Annotated in this window: 15 protein-coding genes; 8 read left to right on the plus strand and 7 right to left on the minus strand. The window is 43.1% G+C overall.

Annotated elements, in window-relative coordinates:
- Positions 1–7 precede the first annotated feature (7 nt).
- The gene (locus CO230_RS03285) at positions 8–160 is read right to left on the minus strand and encodes a hypothetical protein (RefSeq protein ID WP_162989967.1); all 153 of its coding nucleotides are present in this window, start codon (positions 158–160) and stop codon (positions 8–10) included.
- A gap of 90 nt (positions 161–250) precedes the next feature.
- On the opposite strand from CO230_RS03285, the gene CO230_RS03290 reads away from it, so the two are divergent.
- The gene (locus tag CO230_RS03290) at positions 251–925 is read left to right on the plus strand and encodes a TrmH family RNA methyltransferase (RefSeq protein WP_122027292.1); all 675 of its coding nucleotides are present in this window, start codon (positions 251–253) and stop codon (positions 923–925) included.
- On the plus strand, positions 918–1,274 hold the full coding sequence (locus tag CO230_RS03295) for an SdpI family protein (protein ID WP_122027293.1): 357 nt from the start codon (positions 918–920) through the stop codon (positions 1,272–1,274). The genes CO230_RS03290 and CO230_RS03295 overlap by 8 nt, the downstream gene beginning before the upstream one ends.
- Here CO230_RS03295 and CO230_RS03300 read toward each other — a convergent pair.
- Both CO230_RS03300 and tsaD read right to left on the minus strand, forming a co-directional pair.
- Positions 1,271–1,963 (minus strand): RsmE family RNA methyltransferase, encoded by a 693-nt coding sequence (locus tag CO230_RS03300; RefSeq protein WP_122027294.1) that lies wholly within the window; start codon positions 1,961–1,963, stop codon positions 1,271–1,273. The genes CO230_RS03295 and CO230_RS03300 overlap by 4 nt on opposite strands.
- Positions 1,960–3,006, minus strand: a complete 1,047-nt coding sequence (gene tsaD / locus CO230_RS03305; protein WP_122027295.1) for a tRNA (adenosine(37)-N6)-threonylcarbamoyltransferase complex transferase subunit TsaD — start codon at positions 3,004–3,006, stop codon at positions 1,960–1,962. Before tsaD ends, CO230_RS03300 begins: the two co-directional genes overlap by 4 nt.
- A 4-nt stretch (positions 3,007–3,010) precedes the next feature.
- Between tsaD and CO230_RS03310 the strand changes: the two genes are divergently transcribed.
- The 5 genes from CO230_RS03310 to ric all read left to right on the plus strand — a co-directional run bounded on the left by CO230_RS03310 (position 3,011) and on the right by ric (position 10,086).
- Complete coding sequence (locus tag CO230_RS03310; protein ID WP_122027296.1) at positions 3,011–7,777, plus strand: translocation/assembly module TamB; 4,767 nt, start codon at positions 3,011–3,013, stop codon at positions 7,775–7,777.
- A gap of 192 nt (positions 7,778–7,969) precedes the next feature.
- Positions 7,970–8,377: an Lrp/AsnC ligand binding domain-containing protein gene (locus tag CO230_RS03315; protein WP_262601875.1), complete on the plus strand. Its 408-nt coding sequence runs from the start codon at positions 7,970–7,972 to the stop codon at positions 8,375–8,377.
- A gap of 72 nt (positions 8,378–8,449) precedes the next feature.
- Complete coding sequence (locus CO230_RS03320; protein WP_122027298.1) at positions 8,450–8,824, plus strand: hypothetical protein; 375 nt, start codon at positions 8,450–8,452, stop codon at positions 8,822–8,824.
- A 3-nt stretch (positions 8,825–8,827) separates the two neighbouring features.
- Positions 8,828–9,262 (plus strand): RrF2 family transcriptional regulator, encoded by a 435-nt coding sequence (locus tag CO230_RS03325; protein ID WP_122027299.1) that lies wholly within the window; start codon positions 8,828–8,830, stop codon positions 9,260–9,262.
- Positions 9,263–9,372: 110 nt separating this feature from the next.
- Positions 9,373–10,086 (plus strand): iron-sulfur cluster repair di-iron protein, encoded by a 714-nt coding sequence (ric, locus tag CO230_RS03330; RefSeq protein WP_122027300.1) that lies wholly within the window; start codon positions 9,373–9,375, stop codon positions 10,084–10,086.
- A 161-nt stretch (positions 10,087–10,247) separates the two neighbouring features.
- Here ric and CO230_RS03335 read toward each other — a convergent pair whose 3' ends face one another.
- Both CO230_RS03335 and CO230_RS03340 read right to left on the minus strand, forming a co-directional pair.
- A complete protein-coding gene (locus CO230_RS03335) occupies positions 10,248–11,195 on the minus strand; it encodes a transketolase family protein (protein ID WP_122027301.1) in 948 nt (315 codons plus the stop codon).
- Between the two features lie 54 nt (positions 11,196–11,249).
- Positions 11,250–12,101 (minus strand): transketolase, encoded by an 852-nt coding sequence (locus CO230_RS03340; protein ID WP_122027302.1) that lies wholly within the window; start codon positions 12,099–12,101, stop codon positions 11,250–11,252.
- A 277-nt stretch (positions 12,102–12,378) separates the two neighbouring features.
- Here CO230_RS03340 and alaS point away from each other — a divergent pair, with 277 nt between their 5' ends.
- Complete coding sequence (gene alaS / locus CO230_RS03345; protein WP_122027303.1) at positions 12,379–15,036, plus strand: alanine--tRNA ligase; 2,658 nt, start codon at positions 12,379–12,381, stop codon at positions 15,034–15,036.
- A 70-nt stretch (positions 15,037–15,106) separates the two neighbouring features.
- Here the strand turns inward: alaS and CO230_RS03350 are convergent, their stop codons facing one another.
- Together CO230_RS03350 and CO230_RS03355 are read right to left on the minus strand one after the other, a co-directional pair.
- The gene (locus tag CO230_RS03350; protein WP_122027304.1) at positions 15,107–15,349 is read right to left on the minus strand and encodes a hypothetical protein; all 243 of its coding nucleotides are present in this window, start codon (positions 15,347–15,349) and stop codon (positions 15,107–15,109) included.
- Between the two features lie 77 nt (positions 15,350–15,426).
- Entirely contained in the window at positions 15,427–15,921 is a 495-nt protein-coding gene (locus tag CO230_RS03355; protein ID WP_185140500.1) for a GNAT family N-acetyltransferase, read from the minus strand.

Below are 15,921 nucleotides of genomic sequence, written 5' to 3' on the forward strand. Positions count from 1 at the left end.
AAATACGTTATTTAATGATATGGCCAATGCTTTGGGCGCCTGTTTCCGTCTTCCACTCCCGCTTTTTTGCTGCGCTGCGCTGCGCAAAAAGAGCTCCGTTCAAGCCGGGGCGCAGGGTAGAAACAGGCAATGTAGTTACGATGTAAAATCTGGGCGACAAACACTCTTTTTGGCGCTCGCTTCGCTCGCGCCACCAACACATTATACCCACCTCACACCTATTCTCCACGAAAATCCTTATTTTTGACTTATGAATCACCAGCAGACCTTCCAATATCTCAAGCAGTTTTTGACTGATGAACGTTTGGCCAAGATAGAACATTTCGCCACCGAAAGTTCAGATTTTGTAGTACCGGTGATGGAAGACATCTATCAGTTCCGGAATGCCGCGGCTATTGTACGGTCGGCGGAAGCGTGTGGTTTCCATAAAATAATTGCGATGGAAAGTGCCCACGTCTTCAACCCGAATCTTAAAGTCACAAAAGGAGCCGAATCTTGGGTAGAAGTTCAGAAAAAACCACATACACTGGATTCACTGAAGGAAATGAAAGGTTCAGGCTATAAGATATTGGCTGTTTCGCCCGAGAAAAATGCCACCATGTTGCCCGATTACGACATTACAGAACCTGTGGCATTGGTTTTTGGGACAGAAAAAGAAGGCGTAACCGATGAGATCCTGCATTTCGCTGATGAAACACTTGCCATCCCGATGTACGGGTTTACAAAAAGTTTTAACGTATCGGTAGCGGCGGCGATATGTTTTTATGAACTGAAGCAGAAGCTGATCAATTCAGGTGTCGATTATAAACTTTCCGAAGAAAAACTTTGGGCGCTGAAAGTTCGTTGGGCCCAGAACTCGATTCCGAGTGGTGATAGAATAGTAGCTAAATATATAGCAGACCATCAAAATAACACGTATGAATGATTTTGTTTACCATCCTCTTCTGAACCTTCCCCTGATCGTAGGTGCAATTTTCTTTTTAGCCGGGCTGGTCCAACTGAAATTTCCACCAAAGGAAATAAATTTTCTCTACGGTTACCGCACAGCGCAATTCATGGCGAACCAGGAAAAATGGGATTTTGCGCAGAAATATGCGGCGAAGCAAATGATGATTGGCGGACTGTTCTTATTACTGCTCGCGCTGTTTCTAATAATGATAGATCTCAGATCGTACGTGAATTTTGTCTCGGGTTTAGGACTTGTATTTTTGGGAATGTTGCTGTTTTACTTTCGTGTTGAAAAAGCCATTAAGCGCAAATTTGGCAATTTTTAAATCATTTTAAAATAATTCCATGCAGCGACAAAAACTCCTGCGGTTTCCGTACGCAAACGCTGCTTCCCGAGTGAAACGGCTTTGATGCCTTTTTCCGCCAAAACATTGATTTCCTTTTCAGAAAAATCCCCTTCCGGTCCTATTAGAAACGTGATGTTTTTCTCAAAGTTGATTGATTTTAGGTCAGTCCTTTGCAGATTTTCGTTGCAGTGGGCTACGAAAGTAGTTTCTGCATCTAACGTTTTAATGAAATCAGAAAATTTAGTGATTTCATTAATTTTTGGGAAATGAACGCGCAGACTTTGTTTTGAAGCCGAAACCGCTTGTTTCCGCAGTTTTTCAATGTTGATGTTTTTACGTTCGGTTTTTTCTGTAAGGATGATGCTGATTTCTGATACCGCCATTTCAACAGCTTTTTCAAGAAAAAACGCTATACGGTCGATGTTTTTGGTCGGCGCGATAGCGATATGAAGTTTTTGTGAAAATCCTGGTAAGTTCTCCTTTGTTTCAAGGATGTCCAGGGAAACTTTTTTGCCTTCAAAACGCAGTGTTCCTTTTGCCAGGTTTCCCTTGCCGTCGGTAATATGTATTTCTTCGCCCTCTTTCATGCGCAGCACTTTTACGATGTGGGTTTGCTCATCTTCATGCAGGGCGACTTCCGGGAAGATTTCTCCAAAGAACAATTTCATGGCTGGGATTTTTGCGTAAAACCTTCCTCGATATCATATCTTGCAGTGGCAGAAACCGAAAGGTCGGCAAATTCTTTACGGTCATACTTCAGTTTTGCGACCATTGCGATCATGGCGGCGTTGTCGGTGGTATATTCGAATTTAGGAATGTAAATATTCCAGCCGAGTTTTTCTGCCCGAAGCTGCATGGCTTCGCGAAGCGCTGAGTTTGCGGAAACACCACCGGCAATCGCTATTTCATTTATCTGTAAATCTTTTGCGGCTTTTTCTACTTTATTCATCAAGATATCAATAATGGATTTCTGGACAGAAGCACAAAGATCTGCAAGATTTTCCTGTATAAATTCAGGTTTTTTCTTTATTTCCTTCTGAATGAAATATAGTACAGAGGTTTTGATGCCGCTAAAGCTGTAATCATAATTTTCCAGGCGAGGTTTGCTGAAGGTAAAAGCCGTATCGTTGCCTGTTTTGGCCAGACGGTCGACAATTGGGCCGGCCGGATAGTCGAGCCCAAAAATTTTCCCGATTTTATCAAAGGCTTCACCCGCGGCGTCATCAATCGTTTTTCCGATAATCTCCATATCGAAATAGTCTTTCACTAATACGATCATTGTATGACCGCCCGAAACGGTGAGGCAAATAAAAGGGAAAATGGGTGCTTTATCATTGGCATCCTCAATAAAATGGGCTAAAATATGAGCTTGTAGGTGGTTTACCTCTATCAATGGCACATCCAGACTCATTGAAAGAGACTTGGCAAAAGAGGTGCCTACGAGCAGCGAACCTAATAGGCCGGGACCACGCGTGAAACCGATAGCCGAAATATCTTTTTGTTGTATATTTGCTTTCGTCATGGCTTTTTCCACAACCGGGATAATGTTTTGCTGATGGGCCCGCGAGGCAAGTTCGGGTACCACACCGCCGTATTCATTGTGGATTTGCTGATTTGCTGCAACATTCGAGAGGATTTGATTCCCGCGGATGATTGCGGCTGAAGTGTCGTCACAGGACGATTCTATACCTAAAATTATTGAGTCGCTCATTACAATGGCAAATTTAGAGAATAATAACGATAACGAACATAAAAAATCGGTAGCCGAGAACATTGGTGACACGGTGCAGAAAGGCGTAGAGAACCTTCAGGACACGGTAAAAGGCGCCAAACAACTCGCTTCTGATGCTATAAAACATCCGGTAGATACGGCGGGGCAATTTGTGGACCAAGCCGCGAAAGATGTCACAAGCTATAAATGGTGGGCGAAATTACTGTTAGTGCTGTTTTGGACGACACTTTTTCTGGTAACCTCTTTTATCATCATCGTAAGTCTTCCGGCTACAAAAAACTGGGCCGCGCAGAAGGTAATTGAAAAATTGAATGAAGACCTTAAGGCCCAGATGTCGTTTGAACGCGTGGAGGTGAGTTACTTCGGCGACATTCATATACACAATGTGGGTATAAAGGATTACCGGAATTTCCAGTTTCTGAAAGCTGAGGAACTTTACGCGGACTCAGACTGGTTTTCGATCATCAGTAACTCACGAAACCTGCAGTTTCAGTCGCTTTCGTTAAAGAAATTAGATTTAAAAGTCATTACATATAAAGGTGACAGCATCTCGAATTTCGTACGTTTTGTGAACCTTTTCGACTCTCCGCCACCTACGGTAAAGCGCGAGCCCTTTCAGTTGAAATCCCGCATTTTCATTACAGAATCCCGGGTTTCTATCATCAATCAAAACAGTGAAGGCGAAGCCGGCAAATGGCTCTCTGCCGAGAACCTGAATTTGGTAGTGCCTGAACTCCGCGTGAACGGTCCGGATGTTTTTGCGCAGATCAATAACCTGCGCTTCACTACAGAACGTTATGGAAAAAAACATATCGTTGATACTTTTTCCACCGATCTTTCGCTTACAAAAAAGCATCTTTTTCTTAAAGATTTAACATTAAATACCAACTATTCATTATTACAGGGCGACATCAAATTCAATCTGAACAATGGCTCATGGGCAAATTTTGCAGACCGTGTGCGGTGGGACATGGTATTACAGCCAGGCAGCCAAATCAGCGGCTACGACATCAGCTATTTCGTGACCAACTGGGATAATACGAAACCTATTAATGTATCTGGCTCGATGACAGGGCCTTTAAACAATTTTTATCTGAACAATTTCCTGATCCGGAATCCGCAGGTAAACATTAGAACCGGGACAATGAAAGTTGCACGCATTCTGCAAGGTAACTTCCTGATTGAAACCAATACCCTGGCAACTGATTTTACATATAAGGAACTGAAAAACATGCTGCCGACATTCATTTCCACGAAGATGAAAAACTTCGCGGATGATTTTGGCAGGCTGAAATATAATGGCGCAGTTCGGGTGACACCTGAGCAGGTTTTTGTCCCTCGCGCGAGTCTTATTACCGGTATCGGACAGGCGAAGATTAATAATTTTTATCTTGAGGATTTTAGCACCAACTTGCCAAAATATCGTGGTTATGCAGAACTGAATGATCTGAACACCAGTGTTATTACTAAAAGTCCCCAGGTAGGATTGGTGAGCGGGAAATTCAACGTGCAAGGCCAAAGTTTCGATGTAAATACAATGCGCATCAGGACCAGGTCCCAAATCTCAAGGATAGAAATATTAAATAAGGAGATCAATAATGTATTCTTGGATGGGTTGTTGGATCACCGCACTTATAAGGGGATCGTACGTATAAATGATGAGCAGGCAAAAGCAGATGTCAACGGATTTATCAACTTCCGTACCTCAAGGCTTGCAGCAGATTTGGATGCCAATATCAAATATCTGAACATCAACTATTTTACAGGAGGGAAAGGCAGCCAAATCGTTAGCGGAACGGTTGATGGTAAACTGTCGATGTCCACACTGAATGACTTGACTCTGGATGCCGCGCTTTCAAATGTAAGTTTTACTAATGCCGCGCAGAAGTTTCAGATTCCCGATGCAAAAGTGCGTGCCTACGCTGAGAACGGTAACCGAATCGTCTCCGTGGATGCACCGGGTGCGTTAAATGGGCAGATTTCTGGCAGATACAGCCTTGCAGACCTCCCGGGCATGATACAGAACGGGCTGGGGAAAATCCTTGTAGGGCCACCACCCCGGAAACTCTACCGTAACCAGAGTTTTACGATGAATTTTGACATCAGGCAGGGACTTGTAAATTACTTCGAACCCGATCTTCGTATTCCCCGTGGCGCCACCGTAGCCGGCTCTTACGACGGCAGCACTAACAACCTGATCCTGAATGTCGATACCCAGACGTTGAAATATATCATGACTAAAAAAGAAGAGATTACGGATGCTGACCGGGCGCTGGCAGCAGCCAATCCTTCATACGCCATTACCGAACGCAACAACATTACCCGCGACAGTGCCATGGTCGACAGCCTGATGGTACGTATAAATACCGCCAACTTAAACGAGCAGATCTTTGCACGCGTGGCACGGGTGGAGTATAACCAAAATATCCTTAAAGACCTTACGCTGAAAGGCAGAAACGACAATGACCGGGTTTTGCATATTGCCGCAAACTTCATGCACGGCACACCTGAAGATGAAATAAAGCAGGAGCTGAAGGAATATGCCATTCATCTGAACCAAACCACCAACGCTGTTGGCGATTATGTATTCAGATTCGAGCCTACCTCGGTTAGATTGAATGATGTGGAATGGATGGTTGACACCAGTGAAAGCCTGGGGCATTCCATTACCTACCGTAGGCAAAGCAGCGATTTCCTGATTCGAAATCTGCGTATATATTCCGACAGCAGCGAACTTTTAGTGAATGAAGCCCTCATTAAATCCGGAAAAGATTTTTCAGCCGCCGGCGAAGTACGAAACCTGGATGTGGCTAAAGTAATGGCTTTAACCGGAAGCAACAACAGTGTGGACCTTCGCGGCATTGCCAATGGTACTTTTGATATTAAAATGAACAAAAGCAATCTAGAACCGCTAATTGACTTGAACATCGCCGATATCATGATGAATGGTAACGATATGGGAAATGTAGTGATTACAGCAGGGAAAAGTGCGGTACCAAATGTTTTTGATATAGAGGCTCGGGTTTCATCAGCAGGGTTTATTGGTGATAACAATCTTTATCTCAGCGGAACCATCAATAACAATACAGCTTCCCCCACATTAGACCTTACTGCCGAACTGAACGAGTTTGATCTAGCCTTTGCGCAGGAATTCGTAAAAGGTGTTTTTAGTAATATGCGTGGGAAAGCCTCGGGTGATCTGAAGATTTCCGGGCAATTGAATGATATTGATTACAGCGGTGATATCGCAATGAAAGATTTCGGCCTGAAACTTAATTTCACAGGTGTGGATTATTCTTTTGATGATACCGTGATTTCCCTTTCACGCGGTCTGGCCATCCTGAATGATATTGGGGTACGTGATGGGCGCAGTAATTCCCGCGGTTCAATTTCCGGGGCAATCCAGTTTCAGACTTTATCTTCTATGGGTGTCAACCTTGTAATGCGTGCCGATAATTTGTTACTGCTGAATACAACCCAAAGTGATTACGATTTGTTCTGGGGTCGTGTATATGGTACCGGTACGCTTTATGTCGATGGACCGGTTTCTGGCCTGAACATCTCAACACCGGAAATGCGTGCGCTGAATAACAGTGTATTTACCTTTAACTCGAACTCTACCTCTAACGTTGAAGAATTTAAGATGCTCCGTTTCCTAAAACAAGATGAAAGCGGGGCGGTAACAGTTGAAGAAAGACAGCGATCTAGCGCTAATATGAACATTGATTTTGCGCTTTCCGTAGACCGTGGTACCACCGTAAATGTATTGATAGGAGATGATATCGGGGATATTACGGTAAGGGGAAATTCGGAGAGGCTTCGTTTCCAGATGTCAAGAACGGGCGCTATCGCGATGAATGGCGATTATTTTGTTGATAATGGGACTTTTGTTTCAAGAGCGATTCTTAACCGGACGTTCCATATTTCAAAAGGCAGCAGTATCCGGTGGGATGGCGATGCAATGTCCCCGGAATTGGATATCGACGCCACTTATCTGCGAACCGTGAGTAACGCCGGCGCTTATCTGAATATGACTTTGCAACCGATTAACGTGTTGCTGAGCACGCGGATTACGCAAACCCTCAACAATCCTAAAGTAGAACTGGGTGTTTCGGCACAGGATGTATCAAGCCAGCTCCGCGAAACTTTGGCCGAAAAAATGAGCAATGAGGATGAAAAGATCATTCAGTTTGGTTCTATTCTCGTGATGAACAGCTTTAATGTAGGCAACTCTGCCTTCGACATTAATCTGGGTAATACGCTGGAGACCTCGGGTTATAACATGCTGTTCAAACAGCTGGGCTCAGTATTGAATCAAATCAGTAATGAGTTTCAGGTGGATTTGAACTATCTACAGGGCGACACAAACTCGAACAGTGGCGACCGTGCGAATGCAAGTTTGAGTTTTGCGCTTTCACCGCGGGTCAACGTAAAAACCGGTCTTGGGATACCCATTTCAAAATCAGAGAATACCAACGCGGACTATCTTTCAGGCGAAGGAATTATCGAATACGATTGGTCTAAGAAGAATGACGGCACCCGCTTGCTGCGTGCTTACTCAAAACCTACCAATATCGGTTTGAATGGTACCGCTGCCGGAAACGCCAGTGCCAACCAAAGCTACGGCGTCGGGGTAGTGTACAGCAGAAGTTTTAATACCATTTTTAAACGCAAGAAAAACAACAGAAAAAGCAAAGCATCACAAGAAGGTATTAAAAGAGATTCTGTGACAAATGATAGTATTAAATGATAATTATCATGCGAATAAGATAATTAAGTTAAAACTTGTTAATGTACTTTATAATTTTTTATAATTAATATTTATTTGTAAATTTGCAAAATTATTAAGAGGAATTATTAATTTTACAATATCTACAAAAATGAACTACCAATAGACGAAATAGATAAGAAAATCCTGGATTTTTTAGTAGAAAATACCCGGATGCCATTCACTGAGATCGCCAAGCAAATGGAGGTTTCTGCCGGAACCATCCATGTTAGGGTAAAAAAAATGGAAGATGCGGGGATCATCCTCGGTTCTTCGTTAAACATCGATTATGGTAAGCTAGACTACCATTTTACAGCATTCATCGGGATTTTACTTACAAAATCTAACAGAACGCAGGAAGTATTGAAAGAACTTACGCAAATCCCTAATGTCATTGAAGCAAGCGTAATTTCAGGGAAATACAACATCTTCTGTAAAGTGCGTGCAAAAAACACCGAGGATGCAAAACGAATCATCTATCAGATTGATGACATCCAGGATGTGATGAGAACAGAAAGTATGATTTCAATGGAGGAATATATTTCCGACAAAAACCGTCTTATCGACGCGGTATCCATTTAATTTACTTTCATCCTGAAGTTAAAAAACAGAAACTTTTGAATTCTTTTCAAAAGTTTCTTTAATTTTACCCCTATGTATGATCAGTTCGCTAATGAAAGCCCAAAAAAAGACATGGGTTTCAAGCTTTCCCTCGCTGCCTTGTTGTTATTCACGCTGATGGGCGTTGGAATTGACTATGATGAGTTTTTGCAGCGCGAAGACCTTAATATCCCATCATTTTATTTCATGCTTATTTTCACAGTGGACCTGCTGATGGTTATTGGGCTCATACTCATTTATATGTACCGTAAAATTGGGATTTTCCTGTTTCCGATAGCGCTGTTCACACATTTCTTACTTCATAGTTTTTACCTTTCTACCTTTCTTTATACCGATGTTACCAACCTTTTCCTGTTTATTTCAGTAGGGTTGTTAGCCTTTATTCCTAAATATAAATTTTTCCGTTAAATCATGTTCTCGAAAGCCTGCGAATATGCGATAAAAGCAGCCATCTATATCGCTGGCCAAAGCAACCGTCAGCATACAGTGAACGTTAAAGAGGTTTCACTCTCGATAGATGCGCCTATGGCGTTTACCGCAAAAATTCTGCAGCTGCTTTGTCGTAAAGGTGTCTTAAAATCAGTACGCGGCAAGCAGGGCGGCTTCTTTTTTGAAGAGTCGCGCCAGAAATTACTCAACATCTATGATTTGGTGAAAATCGTAGATGGGGACGGCATTTTCACCAAATGCGGACTTGGTTTGCATCGCTGCTCTTCGGAGAATCCTTGTCCGGTACATAATGATTTCAAAATTGTTCGCGACCAATTGATTGTCACCACACAGGCACATTCATTTTACGATTTAGCCTTAAAAACTGAAAAAGGCGAGGTGTGGCTTAAAAATTAGGACCGTTCAAGTTTTTACGACTGATTAATATCAGTTAACTAAATAAGATAAAATTGTCCGAATGAAAAATATTTGCATAGATTTGTCTTATAATTTAAAACGAAAAACAAATGCTCACTCAGGAAAAAACCATAGGCAATATCGTAGCGGAAAACTTCCGCGCGGCTACCGTATTCAAAAAATATCATATCGATTTCTGTTGCAAGGGAGGCCGTACCATTGAAGAAGCCTGCGAAAATAAAAAAGTAGAACCCGAAACCATTTACCGTGAACTTGAAGAAATTACTGCACAGAAATCTGACGAGATCGATTTCAATACCTGGCCGTTAGACCTCCTTGCGGATTATGTGGAAAAAACACACCACAGATATGTGGAAGAAAAAACAGCCATGCTGATCCCTTACCTCAATAAGTTGTGTAAAGTACACGGCGACCGCCATCCTGAATTGTTTGAAATTAACCGGCTTTTCCTCGAAAGCGCCCAGGATCTTGGTGCACATTTAAAAAAGGAGGAATTGATTTTGTTCCCGTTCATCCGTAAAATGGTAGCGGCGCAACGCAGCGGACAGGACTTGGAAAGGCCAAACTTTGGTACTGTAGAAAACCCTGTGGCTATGATGAAGCACGAACATGAAGCGGAAGGCGAACGTTTCGTTAAAATCTCTGAACTTACCAATGGTTACCAGTTTCCGGCTGATGCCTGCGGGACTTATCAGGTGACTTTCCGTATGCTGGAGGATTTCGAGAATGATCTGCATAAACACATTCATCTGGAAAATAACATACTGTTTCCGAAAGCGATTGCGCTGGAGAAAACTTTCTGAATTCTTTAATTGTTTAATTTGATAGGAAACCGGTCCAGTTTTTTAGCTGAACCGGTTTTTTTTAAGAAAGATCGCCAGAATCTTCTATTAAAACACACGGCCGCATTTAAAAACAAAAAACACGCCCGAAAGCGTGTTTTTATAGTGTTGGTATAGGGTATTTATCTTGCCATGACTCTTTTCACTGCCTTAACGACAGCCTCGGCATCGATTTCGTACTTTTTCATGAGTTCTGCCGGTGTTGCAGATTCTCCGAAAGTATCATTCACCGCTACAAACTCTTGGATTGTCGGTCTTTTCTTTGCGAGCATACCAGCGACAGATTCTCCCAAACCGCCCAGATAATTATGTTCTTCGGCGGTTACAATTTTGCCTGTTTTTTCTACTGATTTCAGAATGATTTCTTCATCTAAAGGTTTTATTGTATGAATGTTAATGACTTCACACGAGATGCCTTCTTTGGCAAGTTCTTCCGCTGCGAGCAGAGATTCCCAAACGAGATGCCCGGTAGCGACAATGGTAACATCAGTCCCTTCTTCCAATAAAATCCCTTTACCGATTTCAAATGGCATGTCCTCGGGGATAAAAACGGGTACAACAGGTCTTCCGAAGCGTAAATAGACAGGTCCTTCAAAATCTGCGATGGCTAACGTGGCAGCTTTGGTCTGGTTATAATCACAGGTATTGATGACTGTCATGCCAGGAAGCATCTTCATCATCCCGATGTCTTCCAGCACTTGGTGCGTAGCGCCATCTTCCCCTAATGTTAGACCAGCATGGGAAGCGCATATCTTCACATTTTTGTTGGAATATGCGATTGACTGTCGGATCTGATCGTAAACCCTGGATGTTGAAAAGTTTGCGAATGTACCGGTAAACGGAATTTTCCCGTTGATGGTAAGTCCAGCGGCGATGCCCATCATGTTGGCTTCCGCGATACCTACCTGAATGAATCTTTCGGGTGCTTTTTCAATGAATTTCTCCATTTTAAGGGAGCCGATGAGGTCTGCACAAAGTGCCACTACATTGGGGTTTTTATCCGCAAGTTCTGCCAGGCCTGCGCCAAAACCAGAGCGTGTATCTTTTTTTTCTGTATATGTATATTTCATGTTGTTGCTAATAATAGATTACTGATTACCGGTTTTCTGTTTTCTGTTTTCTGTTTAATAATCGGCAGGTGCCTCAAGGTAAAGCTGCTTGATGGCCAGAGCCAGTTGCTCATCGTTCGGTGCTTTGCCGTGCCAAGCGTGGCTGCCCATCATATAGTCGATGCCAAAGCCCATTTCGGTATTCAGCAGAATGGCTACAGGTTTGCCGTTGCCGGTTTCTGCCTTTGCTTTTTCAAGGATAGCGATGACGGCTTCTAGGTCGTTACCGTTTTTCTCATTAAGGACTTTCCAGCCGAACGCTTCAAATTTTGCATGTAGATCTCCTAAACTCAGTACATCATCCACATCGCCATCAATCTGGCGGTTATTATAATCTACAGTTGCAATCAGGTTATCTACTTTATTATGAGCTGCAAACATCAGCGCTTCCCAGATTTGGCCTTCCTGAAGTTCTCCATCGCCATGCAGCGTATATACCAAAGAACGATCTTGGTTCAGTTTTTTTCCTAACGCAGCACCAATCGCGACGGATAATCCCTGACCTAATGAGCCGGACGCGATACGTACCCCTGGCAAACCTTCGTGCGTAGTTGGGTGTCCTTGTAATCTGGAGTTGAGTTTTCTGAAAGTTTTCAGTTCCTCTACCGGAAAGAAGTCGAATCTGGCAAGTGTTGCATAGAAAACAGGCGAGATGTGCCCGTTTGAAAGGAAAAACAAGTCTTCATTCCGCCCTTCCATGGTGAAAGGAAGGTGGTAGTTCATTACGCGGCCGTAAAGGGCAGTAAAGAATTCGGTACAACCTAAACTGCCGCCCGGGTGACCGGAGTTCACTGCGTGTACCATTCTTATAATGTCCCTTCTGATCTGTGTTGCAAGAGATTTTAACTCTTCAATACTTTTACTCATTATGTAGATTTAATTTAACAGCGAATTTACAAATTTTTGCCGGCATGGTAAAAAGCAAATCTTTCTAAAACAGAATAATTGTATATGATAAATGTCTTTCGCGAAAGTGAATTTCATATGAAAAGTAGCACCGTTCTCACAAAAAAATCAAGCTGCTGGAAAGGCGCGCAAGGCATTGCTATTATTGAAACTACGCTTCCCGCTTATTCGCTTTATTTTTATAAATTTGTGGCCTACTGATGCTGATTAAAACAATCATTCAGCCATATATACAACTATGACTTCACAACAGATACGCCAGCAGTTTTTAGATTTCTTCAAATCAAAAAACCACCTCATCGTCCCATCAGCGCCAATTGTGTTAAAGGATGATCCTACACTCATGTTTTCTAACTCTGGGATGACACAGTTCAAGGATTATTTCTTGGGATACAAAGAACCTAAAGCCCCACGCATCGCTGATACACAAAAGTGTTTGCGCGTGTCTGGCAAGCATAATGATCTTGATGATGTGGGCCGCGATACCTATCACCATACCATGTTCGAGATGTTGGGTAACTGGTCGTTTGGCGATTATTTCAAGCAGGAAGCCATAGATTTTGCGTGGGAACTGCTCACCCAAGTTTACAAAATCCCAAAAGAAAACCTGTATGTAACAATTTTTGAAGGCGATGCGACTGAAAACCTTGGGCGTGACCAGGATGCTTATAACTTCTGGAAAAAACACATTGCCGAAGAACGCATCATTAATGGGAATAAAAAAGATAACTTCTGGGAAATGGGCGAAAGCGGACCATGCGGGCCATGCTCTGAAATTCATGTGGACCTAAGGACCGAAGAAGAAAAAAGCCGTGTTTCCGCGCTTGATCTGGTAAATAACGACCATCCACAAGTGATTGAAATCTGGAACCTTGTTTTCATGGAGTTTAACCGAAAAGCCGATGGCTCGCTGGAAAAACTGCCGGCGCAGCACGTAGATACCGGGATGGGCTTTGAAAGACTTTGCATGGCGCTTCAGGGCAAGACATCCAACTATGATACCGATGTATTCACGCCGCTGATTGAAAAAGTAGAGCAATTTTCTGGCTTACGATATACCGGCGCCTTGCTGGATGAGAAAGATATTGCTATACGTGTGGTAGTAGACCATATTCGGGCGGTAGCCTTTGCTATTGCCGATGGGCAGCTGCCTTCCAACGGTGGTGCGGGTTATGTTATCCGCAGGATCCTTCGTCGTGCCATTTCCTATTCGTACCGTTTTCTTGGGATGAAAGAGGCGTTCCTTTTCGAGCTTGTCGCCATACTGCAACGTGAGATGGGTGAGTTTTTCCCAGAGCTTACGCGCCAGCAGAAACTGGTAACGGAAGTCATTAAGGAAGAAGAAAATTCTTTCCTTAAAACCATCGAACAGGGGCTGAAAAGAATTGAACTCATCATTGCGCAAACCATAGCCAGAAACGAGAAAACACTTTCCGGGGCAGAAGTTTTCGAATTGTATGATACTTACGGCTTCCCAGCCGACCTGTCGCGGATTATTGCGGAAGAAAAACAACTTACCGTTGATGAAGCAGGTTTTGATCAGGAAATGGGCAAACAGAAAGAACGTTCCAAAAAATCCTCCGCGCAAAAAGTGTATGATTGGGCAGTGTTGGATGAAGAACAGCCTGAAACCTTCGTAGGTTACGACCAAACCGAAGCTGAAACTTACATTACACGCTACAGAAAAATTGAAAATAAGGACGGCGAATTCTATCAAATCGTGTTGTCAAGATCACCGTTTTATCCTGAAGGCGGCGGCCAGGTAGGTGATAAAGGTTGGTTGGTCCCAAGTTACGCCGAAGGTTTTGATATTTCCCACCCCGAAAATTTTGATATGTCCGCAAATCCGGATGCTATTGAAGTTTTAGAAACCAAGAAAGAGAACAACCTTATTATTTCTCTCATCAAAGAGATGCCTAAAGACGCCGGTGCCATCTTTTACGCCAAAGTGAATGATACAGAGCGCCGGAATACACAAGCCAACCACTCGGTAACGCATCTTCTTCATGAGGCGCTTCGCGAAGTGTTAGGCACGCATGTGGAGCAGAAAGGTTCATACGTTGGCCCGGATTATCTGCGGTTCGACTTTTCCCATTTCGCTAAGATGAGTGAGGCTGAAATTAAAACAGTTGAGGATAAAGTAAATCAAAAGATTAAAGCAAGCATCGCGTTGCAGGAGTTCCGTAACATCCCGATTGCGGAAGCTATGGAAAAAGGTGCGATGGCGCTGTTTGGTGAAAAGTATGGTGATCGTGTAAGGATGATACAGTTTGGTACTTCCCGGGAACTATGTGGTGGTACGCACGTTAGAAACACTGCTGAAATCGGTTATTTCAAAATTCAGAATGAAAGCTCCACTGCAGCCGGCATCCGCCGTATCGAGGCTATTTCCGGAGATAAATCTGCCGAATATCTCAACAACCTGGAAACTCAGGTGAAAGAAATTGCTGCGCTGCTGAAATCCAAAGACCTGCTGAAATCAGTAGAAAAACTTTTGGAAGAAAATACCGCACTTAAAAATGAAGTGGAAATCCTGAAAAAAGAGAAAGCGAAAACCGAGACTGCCAACTGGAATAATGATTTTGTAACGAGCGGCGATAAAAAACTTTTAGTGAAAAAAGTCTCCTTAGATGCCGCAAGTGTGAAAGATGTGGTTTTTCAACTGAAAAAGGAGGCAGGCTGTGTAATAGTAATTATTTCTGACGCGGATGCGAAACCCATGATTACCGTAGGCGTTTCCGCGGATCTAGAGCAAAAATACCATGCCGGCCAAATAGTGAAGGAGCTGGCAAAAGAAATACAGGGCGGCGGCGGCGGAAATCCCGGATTTGCCACAGCAGGTGGTAAAAATCTCACAGGAATAGATGCGGCTTACGAAAAGGCTACGGCTTTATAACAAATAAGAACCCCGGAAACTTAGTTTCCGGGGTTCTTTTTATAACGTGTGTAATATGAATGTGTGTGGTTTAGTCTCTGTTGTTGCCTCCACGGGCTACCAATGCGATGATGATGATTAATACAAGCGCCCCGATAACCCAAACCAGCGGATTGCTCATCCACCCATCGCCCATTGCACCACCTTTATCAACGTCTACATCAACTTTAAGGTCGGCAGCACCATCCTGTGCTTTTGCCATAATCGCGGCGAGGTTTGCTACTAATGCTAAGGTGAGAAACTGTATCTTTGTAAGTAGGTTAGATCGTGTCATAATCAATTTTTTTAATGTTATGTTCACCACACTCCTAAAAGCGTACCAAAATATTTTCAGAGCCGCACATTTTTTTATTAAAACAGGTATTCCATCACGTAATCGTCCATTACAAAGCCATTCCCGATGTCTATTATGGCTTCATCAAAAATTTTAAATTTCTGGGATTCATATACTTTTCTTGCAGGATTTTGTTTGTTGACATTCAGGATGATCCTTCGGTCTGATGTTTCCGCGGTTTTCTCTTTCAGGAATATGAGGGCAAGTTTCCCCGCGCCTTTTCCCTGGGCTTCGGGCAGCAAGTACAGCCGGTGAAGTTTGGTGGTATTCGGTTCGTAATGATGTTCATAGCCCATGAAACCTATTGTTCTCCCTTCATCCATCATCAGGAAATACAGGTAATCCGGATTTTTCATTTGAGCAGCGATTTCTTCGGTTGCGTACATTTCAGTCAGCATATAAGAAGTTTGGGCCGCCGTCAAGATGTCTCTATAAGCTGCTTCCCAGGATTTTTTTGCCACAGCCTGTATGACTGCAATATCCTCCGCCGTTGCTTTTTTAAATACAATCAT

Source organism: Chryseobacterium sp. 6424, from assembly GCF_003692615.1.
Classification (GTDB): Bacteria; Bacteroidota; Bacteroidia; order Flavobacteriales; family Weeksellaceae; genus Kaistella.